Genomic DNA, 15179 nt, shown 5'->3' with positions numbered 1-15179 from the left:
AAGAAGAGGAACGCCCCATGACGACCTCACGCCGCACTGCGCTCAAGGCCCTGCTCGCCGCCCCGGCCGCAGGCGCATTCGCATCCGTCGCCCATGCCCAGGCCCGCACTGCCCCGACCGTCGCCCCGCAGGCGTCGGGCCAGACGCCGGTCTGGCCCGCGCCCAACACCGCCCCGCCTTCGGTGCAGGAGACCCCGCCCGAGTTCCCGACCTGGGATGGTCCGGTGCCAACCGAGTGGATCGACGAAAAGACCGGCCACCGCATCCGCCGCATCTCTCCGGACGGGGGCGGCGGCAAGCCGTATTTCTACAAGAACATGTTCGTGCCGAAGAAGGCGGGCTTGCCGGATCTGATGGTCATCTCGACGCCCCAGGGCATCTCGACCGTCGACCTGTCTGACTGGACCGTCAGCGTCCTCGTGCCCGACGAACACGCCGACCTGATGTTCACGGGCCGGGCGGGTCGCAACGTCTACTATTCCGTGACCGCCCCGAGCGACGGCCAGTTGATGGACCGGGCCAAGACCATTTTCGTCATCGACGTGGATACCCGGGCTTCTCGCGAGGTGGCCCGCGTTCCGAACGGCAACATCAACTCGGTGAACGCCGACGAGACCATGCTGCTGGGCTTCGTGGCCTATGGCTCTGAGCCGCTGCAGCCGACCGTGCCGGACCCCCGCAATCGCCGGTTCGATCAGGCCGAGTATGCCGCGAACGGCCCGGACGGCCGCCCCCTGAACTTCGCCCGCGCCAAGGGCGTGCGGATGCTGCAACGCTGGGCCGCCCGCTACCCGATGGAGATCTTCGTGATCGACATCGCGACCGGTGAGCGTCGCGTGATCCACCAGACCAACGAGTGGATCGGCCATACCCAGTTCTCGCCGACCGATCCTCAGCAGATCATCTTCTGCCACGAAGGCCCTTGGCACCGGGTCGACCGGATGTGGGCTATCCGCGCCGACGGCACGGGTCTGAGGAAGACTCACCATCGCACGATGAACTTCGAGATCTTCGGGCACGAGTGGTTCAGCCCCGACGGCAGACAGGTCCACTACGATCTGCAGACGCCGCGCGGCCAGGTCTTCTGGGTTGCCTCGGTGGATCTGGAGACGGGCAAGCGGATCTATCGCCGCGTCGAACAGAATGACTGGTCGGTCCATTTCAACGCCTCGCCCGACGGGACCCTGTTCGCCGGCGACGGCGGGGACGGCGACATGGTCGCCCATGCGCCGGACGGCAAATGGATCGTCCTTCTGAAGCCCGAGCCGATCGTCGACGGCGACCCGATGAGCGATCAGCCGGACCTGATCTCGGTCGAGTATCTGCGGTCCGAGCGGCTCGTGGACATGGGGGGGCACGACTACCGGCTCGAGCCCAACCTCACCTTCACGCCGAACGGCCGATGGATCGTGTTCGTCTCCAACATGCACGGTCGCAACCACGTCTATGCGGTCGAGGTCGCCCAGGCCTGACACCCGATCTGACGGTCCTTCGAGACCCGACTCGATGTTCTGTTGCAAAAAGCGAGAAGCTGTTGCAGAAAGTGGAACGGGCTGTGATCCCAAAGGTCGCAACGCCATTTCAACTAATGACACCGGTGCCATGAGCGCCGGGCGGGGAGAAGACACCATGAGCCGGTCCAGCCACGTCACACTTGCGTCCAGCGCGTCCGCCATCGCGATACTGGCCGTCGCCCTTACGCCCCAGATCGCCGCCGCCCAGACGGCTCCGCAACCGAACCCGGCGCCTGCCGCGCAGGACGACGCCACGGAGGTCGACGAGATCGTCGTCACGGGCTTCCGCTCCTCGCTGCAACAGGCCTTGTCGATCAAGCGCAACGAGGCCGGCGCCGTGGACGCCATCCTGGCCGAGGACATCGCCGACTTCCCCGACCAGAACCTGGCCGAGGCCATCCAGCGCCTGCCCGGCGTGACCATCGACCGGGTCAACGGTCAGGGCACGACCATCTCCGTGCGCGGCCTGGGTTCGGACTTCACCCGCACCCGGATCAACGGCCTGGAGGCCCAGGCGGCCAACGGCGGCAACCGCAACCGCTCGTTCGACTTCTCGATGTTCGCATCCGAGCTGTTCAATTCGATCCGCGTCCGCAAGACCCAGTCCGCCGAAATCGAAGAGGGTTCGCTGGGCGCCACCGTCGATCTCCAGACCGGCCGTCCGCTGGACTTCAACGAGCCGGGCTTCCGTTCGGCCCTCTCGGCCCAGGCCTCCTACAACGACCTGTCGGAGACGACCATTCCGCGCCTCGCCGGCCTGCTGAGCTGGTCCAATGAGGACCAGACCTTCGGCGCCCTGGTGTCGGTGGCCTATTCCGAACGCGCGCCGGTGCTGGGCAGCTTCAACACGACGCGCTGGCAGAAAGGCGATCCGACCAATGTCAACCCGACGACCGGCTCGCCCTATGGCCGCGGCACGAACTTCGGGGGCTGCATTCCCTGCACCACTACCGCCCAGCGGACCGAGGTGCTGAACGCCTTCTATCCGCGTATTCCCCGCTACACCCTGGGTGAGACCTTCGAGGACCGGCTGGGCATGACCGCCGCCCTGCAATGGCGTCCTCGTGAAACCACCGAGGTCAACCTCGACCTTCTGTGGTCGCGCTTCAACTCCGAGACCGAGAGCCCGAACATCGAGGCCTGGTCGTTCAGCCGCGCGGCCGTCAACCAGGTCGTCGTCCGCGACTATGCGATCGATGCGTCCCGCAACGCCTTCTCCTACGGCGTCTTCGATAACATGATCGTGGCGGCTGAGAACGGCTTCTCGCGCAACGAGTCGAACTTCTACCAGGCCTCGCTGAACGCGCGTCACGACTTCACCGACCGCCTGCACGGGACCCTGAAGCTGGGCGTCAACCGCTCGGAAGCCCGCACGCCGCTGAACGTCGCCTATCGCTTCGAGACGGCGGCCAACAACACTTACACCTTCGATGCGCGCGAGAATAATCGCCAGCCGCTGCTCGACTACGGCTTCGACGTCACCTCGGGCCAGCGCTTCACCCTGGTCAACGCCACCCGCTCGAGCGGCGGCGGCAACTTCGGGAACAACGTCGCGGCCGGCGCCCTGGCCTATGACTGGACCGACTCGATCAGCTTCAAGCTGGGCGGCGAATACCGCACCTATGCCTTCGAGACCTTCGGCCTGGCCCGCCCCAACGCATCGCCGACGGGCGTCAACCGGATCGTCGGCGTCGACGGAGTAGGTCGCATCGTCGATATCGCCGGCTATGTCGACGCCCCCTCGGGAACCGATCTGCGCTTCATCGTGCCGGACATCGACGCCCTGGCCCGCACCCTGACCAACTACAACGACCCGCTGCTTCCGAACCGCAGCGAGCGCGAGGTGGACGAGACCGACAACGGCATCTTCTTCCAGACCGACTTCAACACCATGCTGGGCAGCTGGGTCGTGCGCGGCAACGCCGGCATCCGCTACGCCACGACCGAAGTCACGGCCAAGGGCTGGCAGACCATCACGGTCGGCGGCGTTCCCGCCTACAACTACGTCACGACCGAGAACGACTATTCCGACACCCTCCCGTCGTTCAACCTCGCGATCGAGCCGCGAGAGGACGTGGTCATCCGTCTGGCTGCCGCCAAGGTCATGTCGCGTCCGACCCTCGGCGACCTGACGCCCGGCGGGTCGGTGGCTCCGACCACACGTACGGTCTCCTACGGCAACCCGCTGCTGAACCCGTTCCGCGCCACCAACTACGACGCCTCGATCGAGTGGTATTTCCAGAACGAAGGCCTCCTGGCCGTCGCCGTCTTCCACAAGGAGATCGACAGCTTCATCACCTCGGTGACCGAAGGCCTGGCCTACAACACCCTGGGTCTGCCGCTGGAACTGCTGCAGGGCGCCGCCCAGCCGACCGATATCTTCCAGGTCACGCGCCGTATCAACGGCGACGGCGGCACCCTGGACGGCATTGAAATCCAGTACCAGCAGCCCTTCACCTTCCTGCCCGGCTTCTGGTCGAACTTCGGCTTCGTCGGCAACGTCACCTTCGTCGATTCGGAAGTGGGTTACGGCACGGCCGGCAAGAACCGTCTGACGGGCCAGTCCAAGAACACCGCCAACGCCACCCTCTATTACGAGGACGGTCCGTTCCAGGCCCGCGTCTCGGCCGCTCACCGCAGCCAGTATCTGCTGTCCTTCCCGGGCGCGAACGGCAACTCGGAAGAGGGCGTGAACGACACGACCAACATCGATTTCTCGATGTCCTACGACTTCACCGACAGCATGACGTTGTCGCTGGAAGGCATCAACATGACCGACGAGTATGTCGATCGGTATGTCGACGCCCTGGATCGCGTGTCCGACTATCGTCACACGGGCCGCGAGGTCGCCATCGGATTGCGCTGGAAATACTGATCTCCTCCCTCGGAAATTTTTCCAGAGCAGACCTCGGCCCGGAGCATTCGCTCCGGGCCGTCTTTTTGTCTTTCGTCATCCTCCGGCCGATCGAAGATCGGACCGGGGGAGGCGCCTAAGGCGATCTGTTCAGGCAGGTTGTGTCCGCGACAGGTTCGCGCTCCCGCGCGCCGCTGCGTCCCCCGGTCGCTTCGCGCCGGAGGATGACGAAAGAGGGAAAGGGGACGCGGCTTAGGCCCGCAACCCCGTCACGCCCGTCGAATCCGTGACCCTCGGCCCCTTGCCGTCCAGGGTGTCGATATTGCAGTCGGTGAACCGCCAGTCCCTCGCATTGGCGATGGTCCCGGCGTCCCGCACGTCCCAGTCCAGTCGCTCGAACGCGAAGTCCGTCAGCGGCGCCTCGGCATAGGCGGCCGCCTCGAACCCGACCTTGCCGCCGACGACCTTCATGTCGGACAGGCGGACGTTGTGGATCCGGGGAATGCCCTGCTCGCGCGGCACCGGCGTCGCCAGCGCCCGCCAGTAGTCGGGCACGTCCGTGATCCCCGCCGGGATCTGGGCGTAGCTGTAGTTCGGGTACCAGTTGAGGTTCACCCGGAACAGGGTCGCCACGTCCTGCATGAAGACGTCGCGGATACGGATGTTCGAGATGACCCCGCCGCGCGTGTGGCCCGACTTGAAGAAGATTCCCAGCGGCACCGGATACTCGATCCTCAGGCCCGACACCTCGATGTCCTCGAACCCGCCCGACGTCTCCGATCCGAACGTCATTCCGGCGAGCGCATCGCGGACGATACAGTCCCTGATCCGCACTTCGCGGCACGGGCGGGCGACGCGCAGGCCGTCCCAGTCCCGTCCGGCCTTGATACAGATGGCGTCGTCGTTGACCGACAGGTCGCAGCGCTCGACCAGCACCCGTTCGGACGAGTCGATGTCGATCCCGTCCGTCGAGGGGCCGCGTCCGCCGAGGTTGTTGCGGATGATCAGGTCGGCGACCTTCACGTCGCGCGAATAACAGACATGCACGGTCCAGAACCCGGATCGCGCCAGGTTCAGCCCCGATACCTCGACCTCGTCGGAATCATAGATGTGGATCAGGCGAGGGCGGCGGCAGTCGTAGTCGGCGGCCCAGCGTAGGTCGCGCGGATCATAGTCGCGCCGCATGGCCCAGTAGCTGTCCCAGAAGACCTTGCCGTCGCCGTCGACCAGCCCCTCGCCGGTGATCTTCGCGCCGCGCTGCTGGTAGACGTTCAGCAGACCGGCAGGCCAGTCCATCTCGATCCCGGCGACGCGGGTGCGGACCATCGGATAGGCGGCCAGGTCGCGCAGGCCCTTCACCGTCGCGCCGCGGCCGATCATCAGGGTCACGCCCGACTTCACGAACAGCGAGCCGGACAGATAGACGCCGGGCTTCAGCACCACCGTCCCGCCGCCCGCGCCCGCCGCCGCGTCGATTGCGGCCTGGATCGGGCGGGTGTTGATCGTCTCACCGTCGCCGACCGCGCCGAAATCTGCAGCGTCGAACGTGCGGCCCGAGGATTGCGCGAAGGCGGGCGTGGCCGTCGCCAGCACGCCGGTCAGGCCGAGACGAAGCAGGTTGCGACGGTGCATGATGGTCCTCCGGTGCGATGGCGTAACCTGACGGTCTGCGTCAGAGTTTCCCACATTCTGTTCTTCCGTCTCACGATAGCGAACGTTAGGGTGAGCGCAAGACGCGTAGCCGTCACGGAGGTAACCGATGTCATTCGCTTCACGAGCCGCTTGCGGCCTCGCCGCCGCCCTGCTCACGACGACCGCGATCGGGACGACCGTTCAGGCGCAGACCCCGGCGGCCCAAGCTTCTCCCACCTTGTCTCCGGGCGTCGAGGCCGAGTGGCTGCAGGCACGGCCGCGTCCTGCCCTGAACACCGACCCGGCCCACCTGCCGTCGCGCGCCGAAGCCCTGGCGGCCGTCGAATATGTCGCATCGTCCCAGATCGCCGCGATGGCGTCCGAGCCGCTTGCCCTGTCGACCGGCAGCAACCTGTCGCAGATGTCGTCCAACTGGGTCGCCGCGACCTTCTACGTCGGCGCCGCCCGCCTTGCCCGCGTCTCCGACGACCCCGAGACCCTGCGGTTCCTGACCGCCGTGGCCGAGCATTATAACTACAGCGTCCGCGGCGCCCGCTCCGGCCCGACCATGCTGAACGCCGACGACATCACCATCGGCGACCTCTACGAAGAACTCTATTCTAGGCGCGGCCAGGAAGGCGTCCTGATGCCACTGCGTCAGCGTCTGGACTGGCAGGTTCCGCACCTGAACCGCGCGACCGAGACGCCCGCCTTGGTCTGGTGGTGGGCCGACGCCCTCTATATGGCGCCGCCGGTCCTGGCCCGAATGTCGGCCATCACCGGCGACCCGAAATACCTGATCGCCGCCGACAAGGAATGGCGTCGCACGGCCGAGCGACTGTGGGCGCCGGAGGAACGGCTGTTCCTGCGCGACGAGCGCTTCAAGGACCAGAAACATCGCGACGCCGACGGCGACCGCATCTTCTGGTCGCGCGCCAACGGCTGGGTCATGGGCGGGCTGGTCCGCTGGCTGGAAAGCGTCCCGGCCAATTTCGCGGGCCGCCAGTACTATGTCGATCTGTTCCAGGAGATGGCCCCGCGCATCGCCGAGCTGCAGCAGGACGACGGCCTGTGGCGCGCCAGCCTGCTCGATCCCGAAACCTATCCCGAGGCCGAGACCTCTGGCTCGGTCTTCTATGTCTATGCCCTCGCCTGGGGCGTGAACCACGGCCTTCTGGACCGCGCGACCTATCTGCCGGTGATCCAGAAGGGCTGGGCGGCGCTGAACGAGCACGTCCTGCCGAACGGCCTGATCGGCGCGGCCCAGAAGACCGGCGACCAGCCCGTCTCCACCGCCCCGACCGACACCGGCCTGTATGTGGCCGGGACCTATATCCTCGCCGGTCTGGAGATCGCCGACCTGAGCAGTCCGGTGAAGTCCCTTCCTCTGGCCGAACCCGCGCGCGACAGCGCCGAGGTCATCGCCGCCACCACCCCGACCCCGCCGGCTCCGGTCACCGTGCGCGGTCCGGAAGAACAGGCGCGCCGCGACGCCGAGATGCGCGCCACCCGCGCCTTGGCTTACGACCCCGCCGGTCTCGGCCGGCCCTCGACCATCGAACGCCTCACCCCGCCGACGGAAGAGGAACAGGTTCCGCGCGCCGTCGCTCGGTTCGCGCCGGACCGCCTCGACGACCTGTTGTGGGAGAACGACCGCGTCGCCCACCGCATCTATGGCCCGACGCTGGAGGGGCGCGAGCCGCCGTCCGGATCGGGCATCGACGTCTGGGCCAAGCGCGTGCGCTACCCCTACATGGACCGCCAGCTGCGCTTCCCGAACTACCACACCGACCGGGGCGAAGGCCTCGACTTCTACGACGTCGGTCGCGGTCGCGGCGCAGGCGGGCTCGGCATCTGGTTCGACAACAAGCTCTGGACCAGCCGCAACTTCTCCACCCATCGCATCGAGGAGACGGGCGGCGACGAGGCCCGCTTCACCGTCGACTATCGCCCCTGGCCCGTCGATGTCGCCCGCCGGGTCTGGGAGACGCGCGAGTTCTCCCTGCCGCTGGGCTCGAACTTCACCCGCATGACCTCGACGCTCCAGTCGGACAGCGCCGAGCCCCTGATCGTGGGCATCGGCATCTCGAAACGCACCAACGACGCCGGCGCCGGCTTTGTGACGCGGGATCAGGCGAACGGCCGCCTGATGTTCTGGGAACCGACCAGCCCGGATCATGGCTCGCTCGGCATCGCCATCCTGGTCGATCCGGCCATGGTCGAAGGCTTCGCCCAGGACGCCGAGAACTATCTGATCCTGGTCCGCGTCACCCCCGGCGTGCCCTTCACCTACTACATGGGCTCGGCCTGGGATCACGGTCTCGACTTCGCCACGCGCGAGGCCTGGGAGACCTTCGTGGCCGGTCAGACGCCAGAGTTCTGACCGGCCGTCATGGGTGCCGTTCCCACCCCTATGGCCTGACGCAGTCGCGCCAGTTCCCGCGTCAGGCTCAGGCCGTCGAACCCCTCGCCCTCTTCGGCGAGCATCACGGCCAGCGCATCACTGTGCAGGCTCAGCGCATCGGTGTGCCAGACGCCGCGCCCGGACAGGGCGTCGATCATCTCCCACACCCCCTGGGCGATCTCCGCCAGCGCCGGCCGTCCGGCCAGCCGCGCGCTCTCGACGATCCTCAGCGCCAGCCAGCCGATCTCGCGGCACTGGCCGAAAGTATCCCCTTCCGCCTGACGGCAGAGCCGTACCAGGGCCCGCACATCGACGCCGATCCCTGCCGTCAGCGCGGGCGCGATCGCCTGCACGGCTTCCTCCGCGCGGCACACATGATCGGCGAAACTTTTGCCGTCGGGGCTCGTCAGGATGTTCGACAGTCGGTTGCGCGGCACGAAGGCGACGGTCGATGCGCGCGTCATGTGAACAGTCCGTCGATCTCGTCCTGAGACAGGGCGCGCTCGGGCTTGGCGGTCAGGATCAGGTCGGCGTTCCTCCGCTCGCTCATGCCCTCGGGCAGGGGAACGGTGCGGAACCGCCGGTCCGGCCCGCAGTAGCCGGGGTCGGAGATGAACATCCTGCGGCTCTGGGCGATCCACAGCATCCGTTGCAGCAGCGTCGTCGGCGACACCGGCTTGGCGATGGTGAAGTTGGCCCCCCCGTCCCGCGCCGCCTCGATCTTGGACCGCGGCGTCAGCGCGCTCATCATCAGCACCGGCGCGGTGAAGTTGGGCGCCTGCGGATCGCCGCGGATATGCCGGATCAGTCCATAGCCATCTTCATCGGGCATCTCGCAATCGACGATGATCAGGTCGAAAGCCCGCGTCAGCAGGGCATCCCGCGCCTCGGCCGCCGAGCCGCATTTGACCGCCTTGTTGATGCCGAACCCCATCAGGATCGCCGAGACGAGATCCAGCGACTGGACGTTGTCGTCCACGATCAGCGGCGCCACCCCCTTCAGTCCCAGACGCGTGGTCGGCAGGCTCATTGCTCGAACAGGGCGTCCGCGGCGGCCTGATCCAGACCGCCCCTGGTCGGACCGTTCAGCAGATGCGCATCGGGCCGCTGGTCCGCCACCCCGCCCAATATCGCCCTCGACATCCGGTCCAGTCTCTGTCCCGCCAGATCCTGAAAGGCGCACAGCCCCAGGATCTCGGCGAACATTAGGGCGACCGCCTCGCCATCGACCGGCGTGTCCTCCGACAACTCCAATCCCGTCTGCGCCGCCGACAACAGGGCGTCGCACGCCGCCTCCAGCTCGGATTTCAGCGTCTCGATCTCGATCAGGACCTCCACCTCAGAGCTCGCCCAGCACGGTGGTCAGCTTCTGTTTCAGCACCGCCAGGGTAAAGGGCTTGATGACGTAGTTGTTCACTCCGGCCTGTCGTGCGGCGACGACGTTCTCGGCCTTGGCCTCGGCGGTGACCATGACGAAGGGCAGGGTGCGGGTCCGCGGCTCGGCCCGGACTTCCTTCAGCAGCTCCAGCCCCGTCATCGGCTGCATGTTCCAGTCAGAAAGGACCAGGCCGTAGTCCTTGGACCGGATCATCGACAGCGCCGACGGCCCGTCCATCGCCTCGTCCACATTGGCGAAGCCCAGCTGGTTCAGCAGGCCCCGGACGATCCGGACCATGGACTTGTAGTCGTCCACCACCAGAACATTCATCGTTTTGTCGACGGCCATGCGATCTCCGCTCTCCTCCAACAGGCCGCGCGCCGGCCCCGTCAAAACAACCTAAAGACGAGCGGGATAAGGCTTGGTTAACGGCGAAGTCAGGCGACCACGGGCCTATTCAGACGCGGTTAACCAAAAGCGCGGATAGGTTGTGCTGCTGACCTGGTCGCCGTTGCGATCCGTTCAGGGGGAACCGCACCGTTGGACGACGTCATCCAGGATTTCGTGGCCGAGGCGCGCGAGGGCATCGAAGCCCTCGACAACAAGCTCGTCTCGTTTGAACAGAGCCCCGACGATCCCGGACTGCTGGGCGACATCTTCCGCCTGATCCACACCATCAAGGGGACGTCCGGCTTCCTCGGTCTCGGTCGCTTGCAGACCGTGGCCCATGCGGCCGAGAACGTCCTGGGCGGCTTCCGCGACAACACCCTGCCGGTCACGGCGGTCTCGGTCTCGGCCATCCTCGACGCGGTGGATGTCGTGCGCCTGGTCATCGACGGCATCGCCGTCTGCGGTGCCGAGCCCCAAGGCGACGACAGCGCCCTGATCGCCCGCCTCGACGCCGTCTTCGCCGGACAGACCGCGCCCGCCGCCGCGACCCCGACCCGTTCCGTGCTCGACCGCCTCGGCGGAGAGGCCACCCTCGACGCCGCCTGCGAGACCGCCGTCGGCGACCTCGTCGCCGACCCCGGCATCGGCCCCAACTTCGCGGGCATCGACCTCGACGGCCTGCAGGCGTCCTGGCGCGAAGGCCTGGTCGCCCAGGCGCGCGGCGTATCGGTGGACGGCTTCGCAACCGCTGTCGCCAAGGCCTTCCCGCGCCTGACCCAGGAACAGACCGGCCAGGTCTTCGACGCGGTGGCGACCGCCCTGATCGCGCTGGAGGCCTGCCCCGCCGCCACCGCCGCCCTCCTGGCTCGTCCGTCCGACGCCCCGCCCGAACCCGCCGCCGCCCGGCCCGCCGCCGAACCCGAGACCGCCGCCCAGACCATCCGTGTCAGTGTCGATGTGCTCGAGAACCTGATGACCATGGTCAGTGAGCTGGTCCTGATCCGCAACCAACTGATCCAGACCCTTCGCGGCGCCCCTGAAAGCCCCTTCGCCGGCCCGCTCCATCGCCTGAACCAGGTCACCTCCGAACTGCAGGAAGGCGTCATGACCACGCGGATGCAGCCCATCTCGGGTGCCTGGGCCAAGCTGCCGCGCCTGGTCCGCGACCTCGCCTCCGACCTGGGCAAACAGATCGAACTCATCACCTCGGGCCAGGACACCGAACTCGACCGCCAGGTGCTCGAGCTCATCAAGGATCCCCTGACCCACATGATCCGCAACGCCGCGGACCATGGCCTGGAGACGCCCGCCGACCGCCTCGCCCTCGGCAAGTCCGCCACCGGCCGCATCACCCTCTCGGCCCGGCACGAGGGCGGCGCCATCGTGGTCGAGATGGCCGACGACGGGCGCGGCCTGCCCGCCGACCGCATCCGCGCCAAGGCCGTCGCCAACGGCCTGTTCTCCTCGTCCCAGGCCGCAGCCATGTCCGACGCCGAAGCTCGTCAGATGATCTTCCTGCCCGGCTTCTCCACCGCCGAGACCGTCACCGCCGTCTCGGGCCGGGGCGTCGGCATGGACGTCGTTCGCACCAATATCGAAAAGATCGGCGGCGTCATCGACCTGACCTCGGCGGAGGGTCAGGGGACACGTTTCACCATCCGCATCCCCCTGACCCTGTCGATCGTCTCGGCCCTGATCGTGGAGTCCAACGGCGAGCGCTTCGCCATGCCCCAGGCCTCCATCGTCGAGCTGGTCAGCGCCAACGGCTCCGAAGGCCGCCGCATCGAACAGATCAACGGCGCCTCCGTCCTGCGCCTGCGCGACCGCCTCCTGCCGCTTGTTTCGCTGGAAACCCTGCTCGGTCTGTCGGGGCCGGAGACACCTCGCAGCGACGCCTGCATCGTCGTCGGCCGCGTCGGCGCCTTTACCTTCGGCGTCATCGTCGACCGGGTGTTCGACACCGAGGAGATCGTGGTCAAACCGGTCGCGACCCTCCTGCGTCACCTCAAGATCTACTCCGGGGCCACCATCCTGGGGGACGGCTCGGTCATCATGATCCTCGACTTCAAGGGCATGTCGCTGGAGGCCGGCGCGCCCCAGCTGGTCGGCGGCGATCCGGTCGAAACCGAGGCCGCCACGATCCTCGAACTGACCCAGCCCTTCCTCATCTTCCGCGCCGCCACCGAGGCCCTGAAGGCCGCCCCGCTCGGCCAGGTCGCGCGGATCGAGGAGCTCGACGCCTCCGCCGTCGAATGGGTCGACGGCCGATCGGTCGTCCAGTATCGCGGCGCCCTGATGCAGATCATCGTCGCCGACGGCGGCCCGGCCGTGTTCGACGGCGAGGCGAAACGCCCGCTGCTGGTCTTCACCCGCGACGATCGCAGCCTGGGTCTGCTGGTCGACGAGATCGTCGATATCGCCGAGGGCCCGATGCAGACGGTCGGCGCGAGCCTCGTCGTCGCGGGTCGGGCGACCGAGCTGATCGACGTCGAGTCCTACTGGCGCAAGGTGGGTCCCGCCGCCGCGCCTTCGGTCGTCACGCCCGCCGCCGTTCCGACCAAACGCCTGCTCGTCGTCGATCAGAGCCCCTTCACCCAGCTTCTTCTCGGTCCGCTCCTCGCCCAGGCCGGCTATGCCGTGGAGGTCGCCTCCGACCCTCAGCGCGCCCTGGCCCTGCACGACGACGGCGCCCTCTACGACCTTATCCTCGCCGACACATCGCCCGCCGGCCCCCACGCCCGCCAGATGGCGCAGGCTTTCGGCCAGGCGTCGTCCTGGCACGCGACGCCTCTGCTGGCGCTGGGCACCCACCGGCTCGACACCCCGACCGGCCTCGCCGACTTCGCCCGCAGCGGAGCGGGCGAAGACATCCTCGCCGCCGTCTCCCAGACCCTCGAACCTCTACGGGGCGCCGCCTGATGTCCGATCCCGCGATTCAGGGCCTCGTCTCAATCCGGGTCGGGGATGCGACCTTCGGCGTCCCGGTCCTGTCGGTCCAGGACGTCATCGCCGCCGTCCGCATCGACGTCGTGCCGCTCGCCCCGCCCGAGGTGGCCGGCTCGCTCAATCTGCGCGGCCGCATCGTCACCGCCATCGATATCCGGACGCGCATGGGCATGCCGCCGCGCCGACCCGACGCCCCGCACATGAGCGTCATCGTCGAACGCTCGGGCGAACTCTACGCGCTTCAGGTCGACGACGTCGGCGACGTGCTGTGGCTCGCCGTCGCCGATCATGAACCGGCGCCCATCACCCTCAGCGCCGACTGGCGCGCGGTCTGTGACGGCCTCTACCGGCTCGACGGCGACCTGATGCTGGTTCTCGACGTCGAACGCTTCCTCACCCTGTCCCCCGCCAACCCTCTCGCGGCCTGACCGCACCAAGGATGTCCGCCATGTCCCAATCCGCCTTGGCCCACACGCTGGAAGACGCCTTCGATCCCGCCGCCGACGATACCGAGACACGCCTGCGCGAAGGCATGCTCGACGCGATCAACAAGGTCCAGGCCGTGATCGAGTTCGACCTCGACGGCACCATCCGCCACGCCAACGGCAACTTCCTGTCCGCCGTCGGCTACTCGCTCGACCAGATCGAGGGTCGCCACCATTCCATGTTCGTCGATCCCGTCGACGCCGCCGGTCCCGACTACCGCGCCTTCTGGGACAAGCTGCGGCGCGGCGAGTTCGACGCCGGCCAGTACAAGCGCGTCGGCGCCGGCGGCCGCGAGATCTGGATCCAGGCCAGCTACAACCCGATCCTCGACGCGACGGGCCGCCCGTTCAAGGTCGTCAAATACGCTACCGACATCACCGCCCAGAAGCTGGCCACCGCCAATTTCGAGGGCCAGATCGCCGCGATCAACAAGGCCCAGGCCGTGATCGAGTTCGACATGTCCGGCACGATCCTGTCGGCCAACGAGAATTTCCTCGCGGCCGTCGGCTACCGCGCCGACCAGATCGTCGGTCGCCACCACTCCATGTTCATCGACGCGGCCACGGCCCAGGGCCTGGAATACCGCATGTTCTGGGAGAAGCTGGGCCGCGGCGAATACGACGCCGCCCAGTACAAGCGCTTCGGCGCCGGCGGTCGCGAGATATGGATCCAGGCCAGCTACAACCCGATCCTCGATCTCAACGGGCGGCCCTTCAAGGTCGTCAAATACGCCACCGACATCACGCAACAGAAGCGGATCGCCGAACGCGTCACCGAAATCTCCTCCATCGTCGCCTCCGCCGCCTCCGAGATGCGCGCCACCGCCGAGGGCATGGCCCGCACCGCCGAGGAGACCACGCGTCAGGCCGCCTCGGTCGCCTCCGCCGCAGAGGTCACCTCCGTCAACGTCCAGACCGTGTCGTCGGCGGGCGAGGAACTGACCGCTTCCATCTCCGAGATCGCGCGTCAGGTCGCCGAAAGCTCCAGCATCTCCCAGCACGCGGTGGTCGAGGCGGACAAGACGTCGGACGCCATCCAGTCCCTGGCCGAGGCGGCGCAGAAGATCGGCAACGTCGTCACCCTGATCAACGACATCGCCGGCCAGACCAAGCTCCTGGCCCTCAACGCCACCATCGAGGCGGCCCGTGCGGGGGAGGCGGGCAAGGGCTTCGCCGTGGTGGCCTCCGAGGTAAAAAGCCTGTCGGACCAGACTGCCCGCGCGACGCACGAGATTTCGTCCCAGGTCAACGCCATGCAGTCGGCGACCCAGACCTCGGTCGGCGCCATCGCCGGCATCACCGACACCATCCGAAAGGTCGCCGAGATCGCCTCCGCCATCGCCGGCGCGGTCGAGGAACAGACCGCCGCCACCCGCGAGATCGCCGCCAACGTCAGTCAGGTCTCGGAGGGCACCCAACTGGTCTCCACCAGTATCGCCAACGTCTCCGCCGCCGCCGTCCAGACCAGCCAGGCCTCCAACGACCTGTTGAACGCTTCGGGCGAACTGGCCCAGCAGGCCGAGAGCCTGACGCTGGAAATGGACAAGCTGGCGAACGCATAGCTCACGACGCTCCC

General features: G+C 67.5%; 11 protein-coding genes. 6 read left to right on the top strand and 5 right to left on the bottom strand.

Annotated features, from left to right (window positions below; translation table 11 throughout):
* The first annotated feature begins 17 nt into the window (after nt 1–17).
* Both ACW171_RS08220 and ACW171_RS08215 read left to right on the top strand, forming a co-directional pair.
* Complete coding sequence (locus ACW171_RS08220) at nt 18–1472, top strand: oligogalacturonate lyase family protein (RefSeq protein ID WP_492092688.1); 1455 nt, start codon at nt 18–20, stop codon at nt 1470–1472.
* Between the two features lie 157 nt (nt 1473–1629).
* Entirely contained in the window at nt 1630–4389 is a 2760-nt protein-coding gene (locus ACW171_RS08215) for a TonB-dependent receptor (RefSeq protein ID WP_492092687.1), read from the top strand.
* 231 nt (nt 4390–4620) lie between these two features.
* On the opposite strand, the gene ACW171_RS08210 is transcribed toward ACW171_RS08215, so the two are convergent.
* On the bottom strand, nt 4621–6000 hold the full coding sequence (locus tag ACW171_RS08210; RefSeq protein ID WP_492092686.1) for a glycoside hydrolase family 28 protein: 1380 nt from the start codon (nt 5998–6000) through the stop codon (nt 4621–4623).
* A gap of 127 nt (nt 6001–6127) precedes the next feature.
* Between ACW171_RS08210 and ACW171_RS08205 the strand changes: the two genes are divergently transcribed.
* Complete coding sequence (locus ACW171_RS08205; protein ID WP_492092685.1) at nt 6128–8383, top strand: glycoside hydrolase family 88 protein; 2256 nt, start codon at nt 6128–6130, stop codon at nt 8381–8383.
* Here the strand turns inward: ACW171_RS08205 and ACW171_RS08200 are convergent.
* Genes ACW171_RS08200 through ACW171_RS08185 form a run of 4 tightly spaced genes read right to left on the bottom strand, consistent with a single transcriptional unit; the run spans nt 8365 to nt 10130 of the window.
* Nucleotides 8365–8868 carry a hypothetical protein gene (locus tag ACW171_RS08200; RefSeq protein WP_492092684.1) on the bottom strand — a complete coding sequence of 168 codons (504 nt, stop codon included), beginning with the start codon at nt 8866–8868 and terminating at the stop codon, nt 8365–8367. The two genes, ACW171_RS08205 and ACW171_RS08200, sit on opposite strands and share 19 nt — an antisense overlap.
* Nucleotides 8865–9434, bottom strand: a complete 570-nt coding sequence (locus tag ACW171_RS08195; RefSeq protein WP_492092683.1) for a response regulator — start codon at nt 9432–9434, stop codon at nt 8865–8867. The genes ACW171_RS08200 and ACW171_RS08195 overlap by 4 nt, the downstream gene beginning before the upstream one ends.
* Entirely contained in the window at nt 9431–9742 is a 312-nt protein-coding gene (locus ACW171_RS08190) for a hypothetical protein (RefSeq protein ID WP_492092682.1), read from the bottom strand. Before ACW171_RS08190 ends, ACW171_RS08195 begins: the two co-directional genes overlap by 4 nt.
* 1 nt (nt 9743) lies before the next feature.
* Nucleotides 9744–10130, bottom strand: a complete 387-nt coding sequence (locus ACW171_RS08185) for a response regulator (RefSeq protein WP_492092681.1) — start codon at nt 10128–10130, stop codon at nt 9744–9746.
* A 192-nt stretch (nt 10131–10322) separates the two neighbouring features.
* Between ACW171_RS08185 and ACW171_RS08180 the strand changes: the two genes are divergently transcribed.
* The 3 genes from ACW171_RS08180 to ACW171_RS08170 are packed head-to-tail and all read left to right on the top strand — an operon-like array spanning nt 10323 to nt 15165.
* Nucleotides 10323–13091: a chemotaxis protein CheW gene (locus ACW171_RS08180; RefSeq protein ID WP_492092680.1), complete on the top strand. Its 2769-nt coding sequence runs from the start codon at nt 10323–10325 to the stop codon at nt 13089–13091.
* Nucleotides 13091–13546: a chemotaxis protein CheW gene (locus ACW171_RS08175; RefSeq protein WP_492092679.1), complete on the top strand. Its 456-nt coding sequence runs from the start codon at nt 13091–13093 to the stop codon at nt 13544–13546. The genes ACW171_RS08180 and ACW171_RS08175 overlap by 1 nt, the downstream gene beginning before the upstream one ends.
* 20 nt (nt 13547–13566) lie before the next feature.
* Nucleotides 13567–15165 (top strand): methyl-accepting chemotaxis protein, encoded by a 1599-nt coding sequence (locus ACW171_RS08170; protein ID WP_492092678.1) that lies wholly within the window; start codon nt 13567–13569, stop codon nt 15163–15165.
* Nucleotides 15166–15179: the final 14 nt, after the last annotated feature.

Source organism: Brevundimonas sp. FV1ye28 (assembly GCF_058681135.1).
Note: the sequence above shows the minus strand (reverse complement) of the source record. Positions and strands in the feature narration are given on the sequence as shown.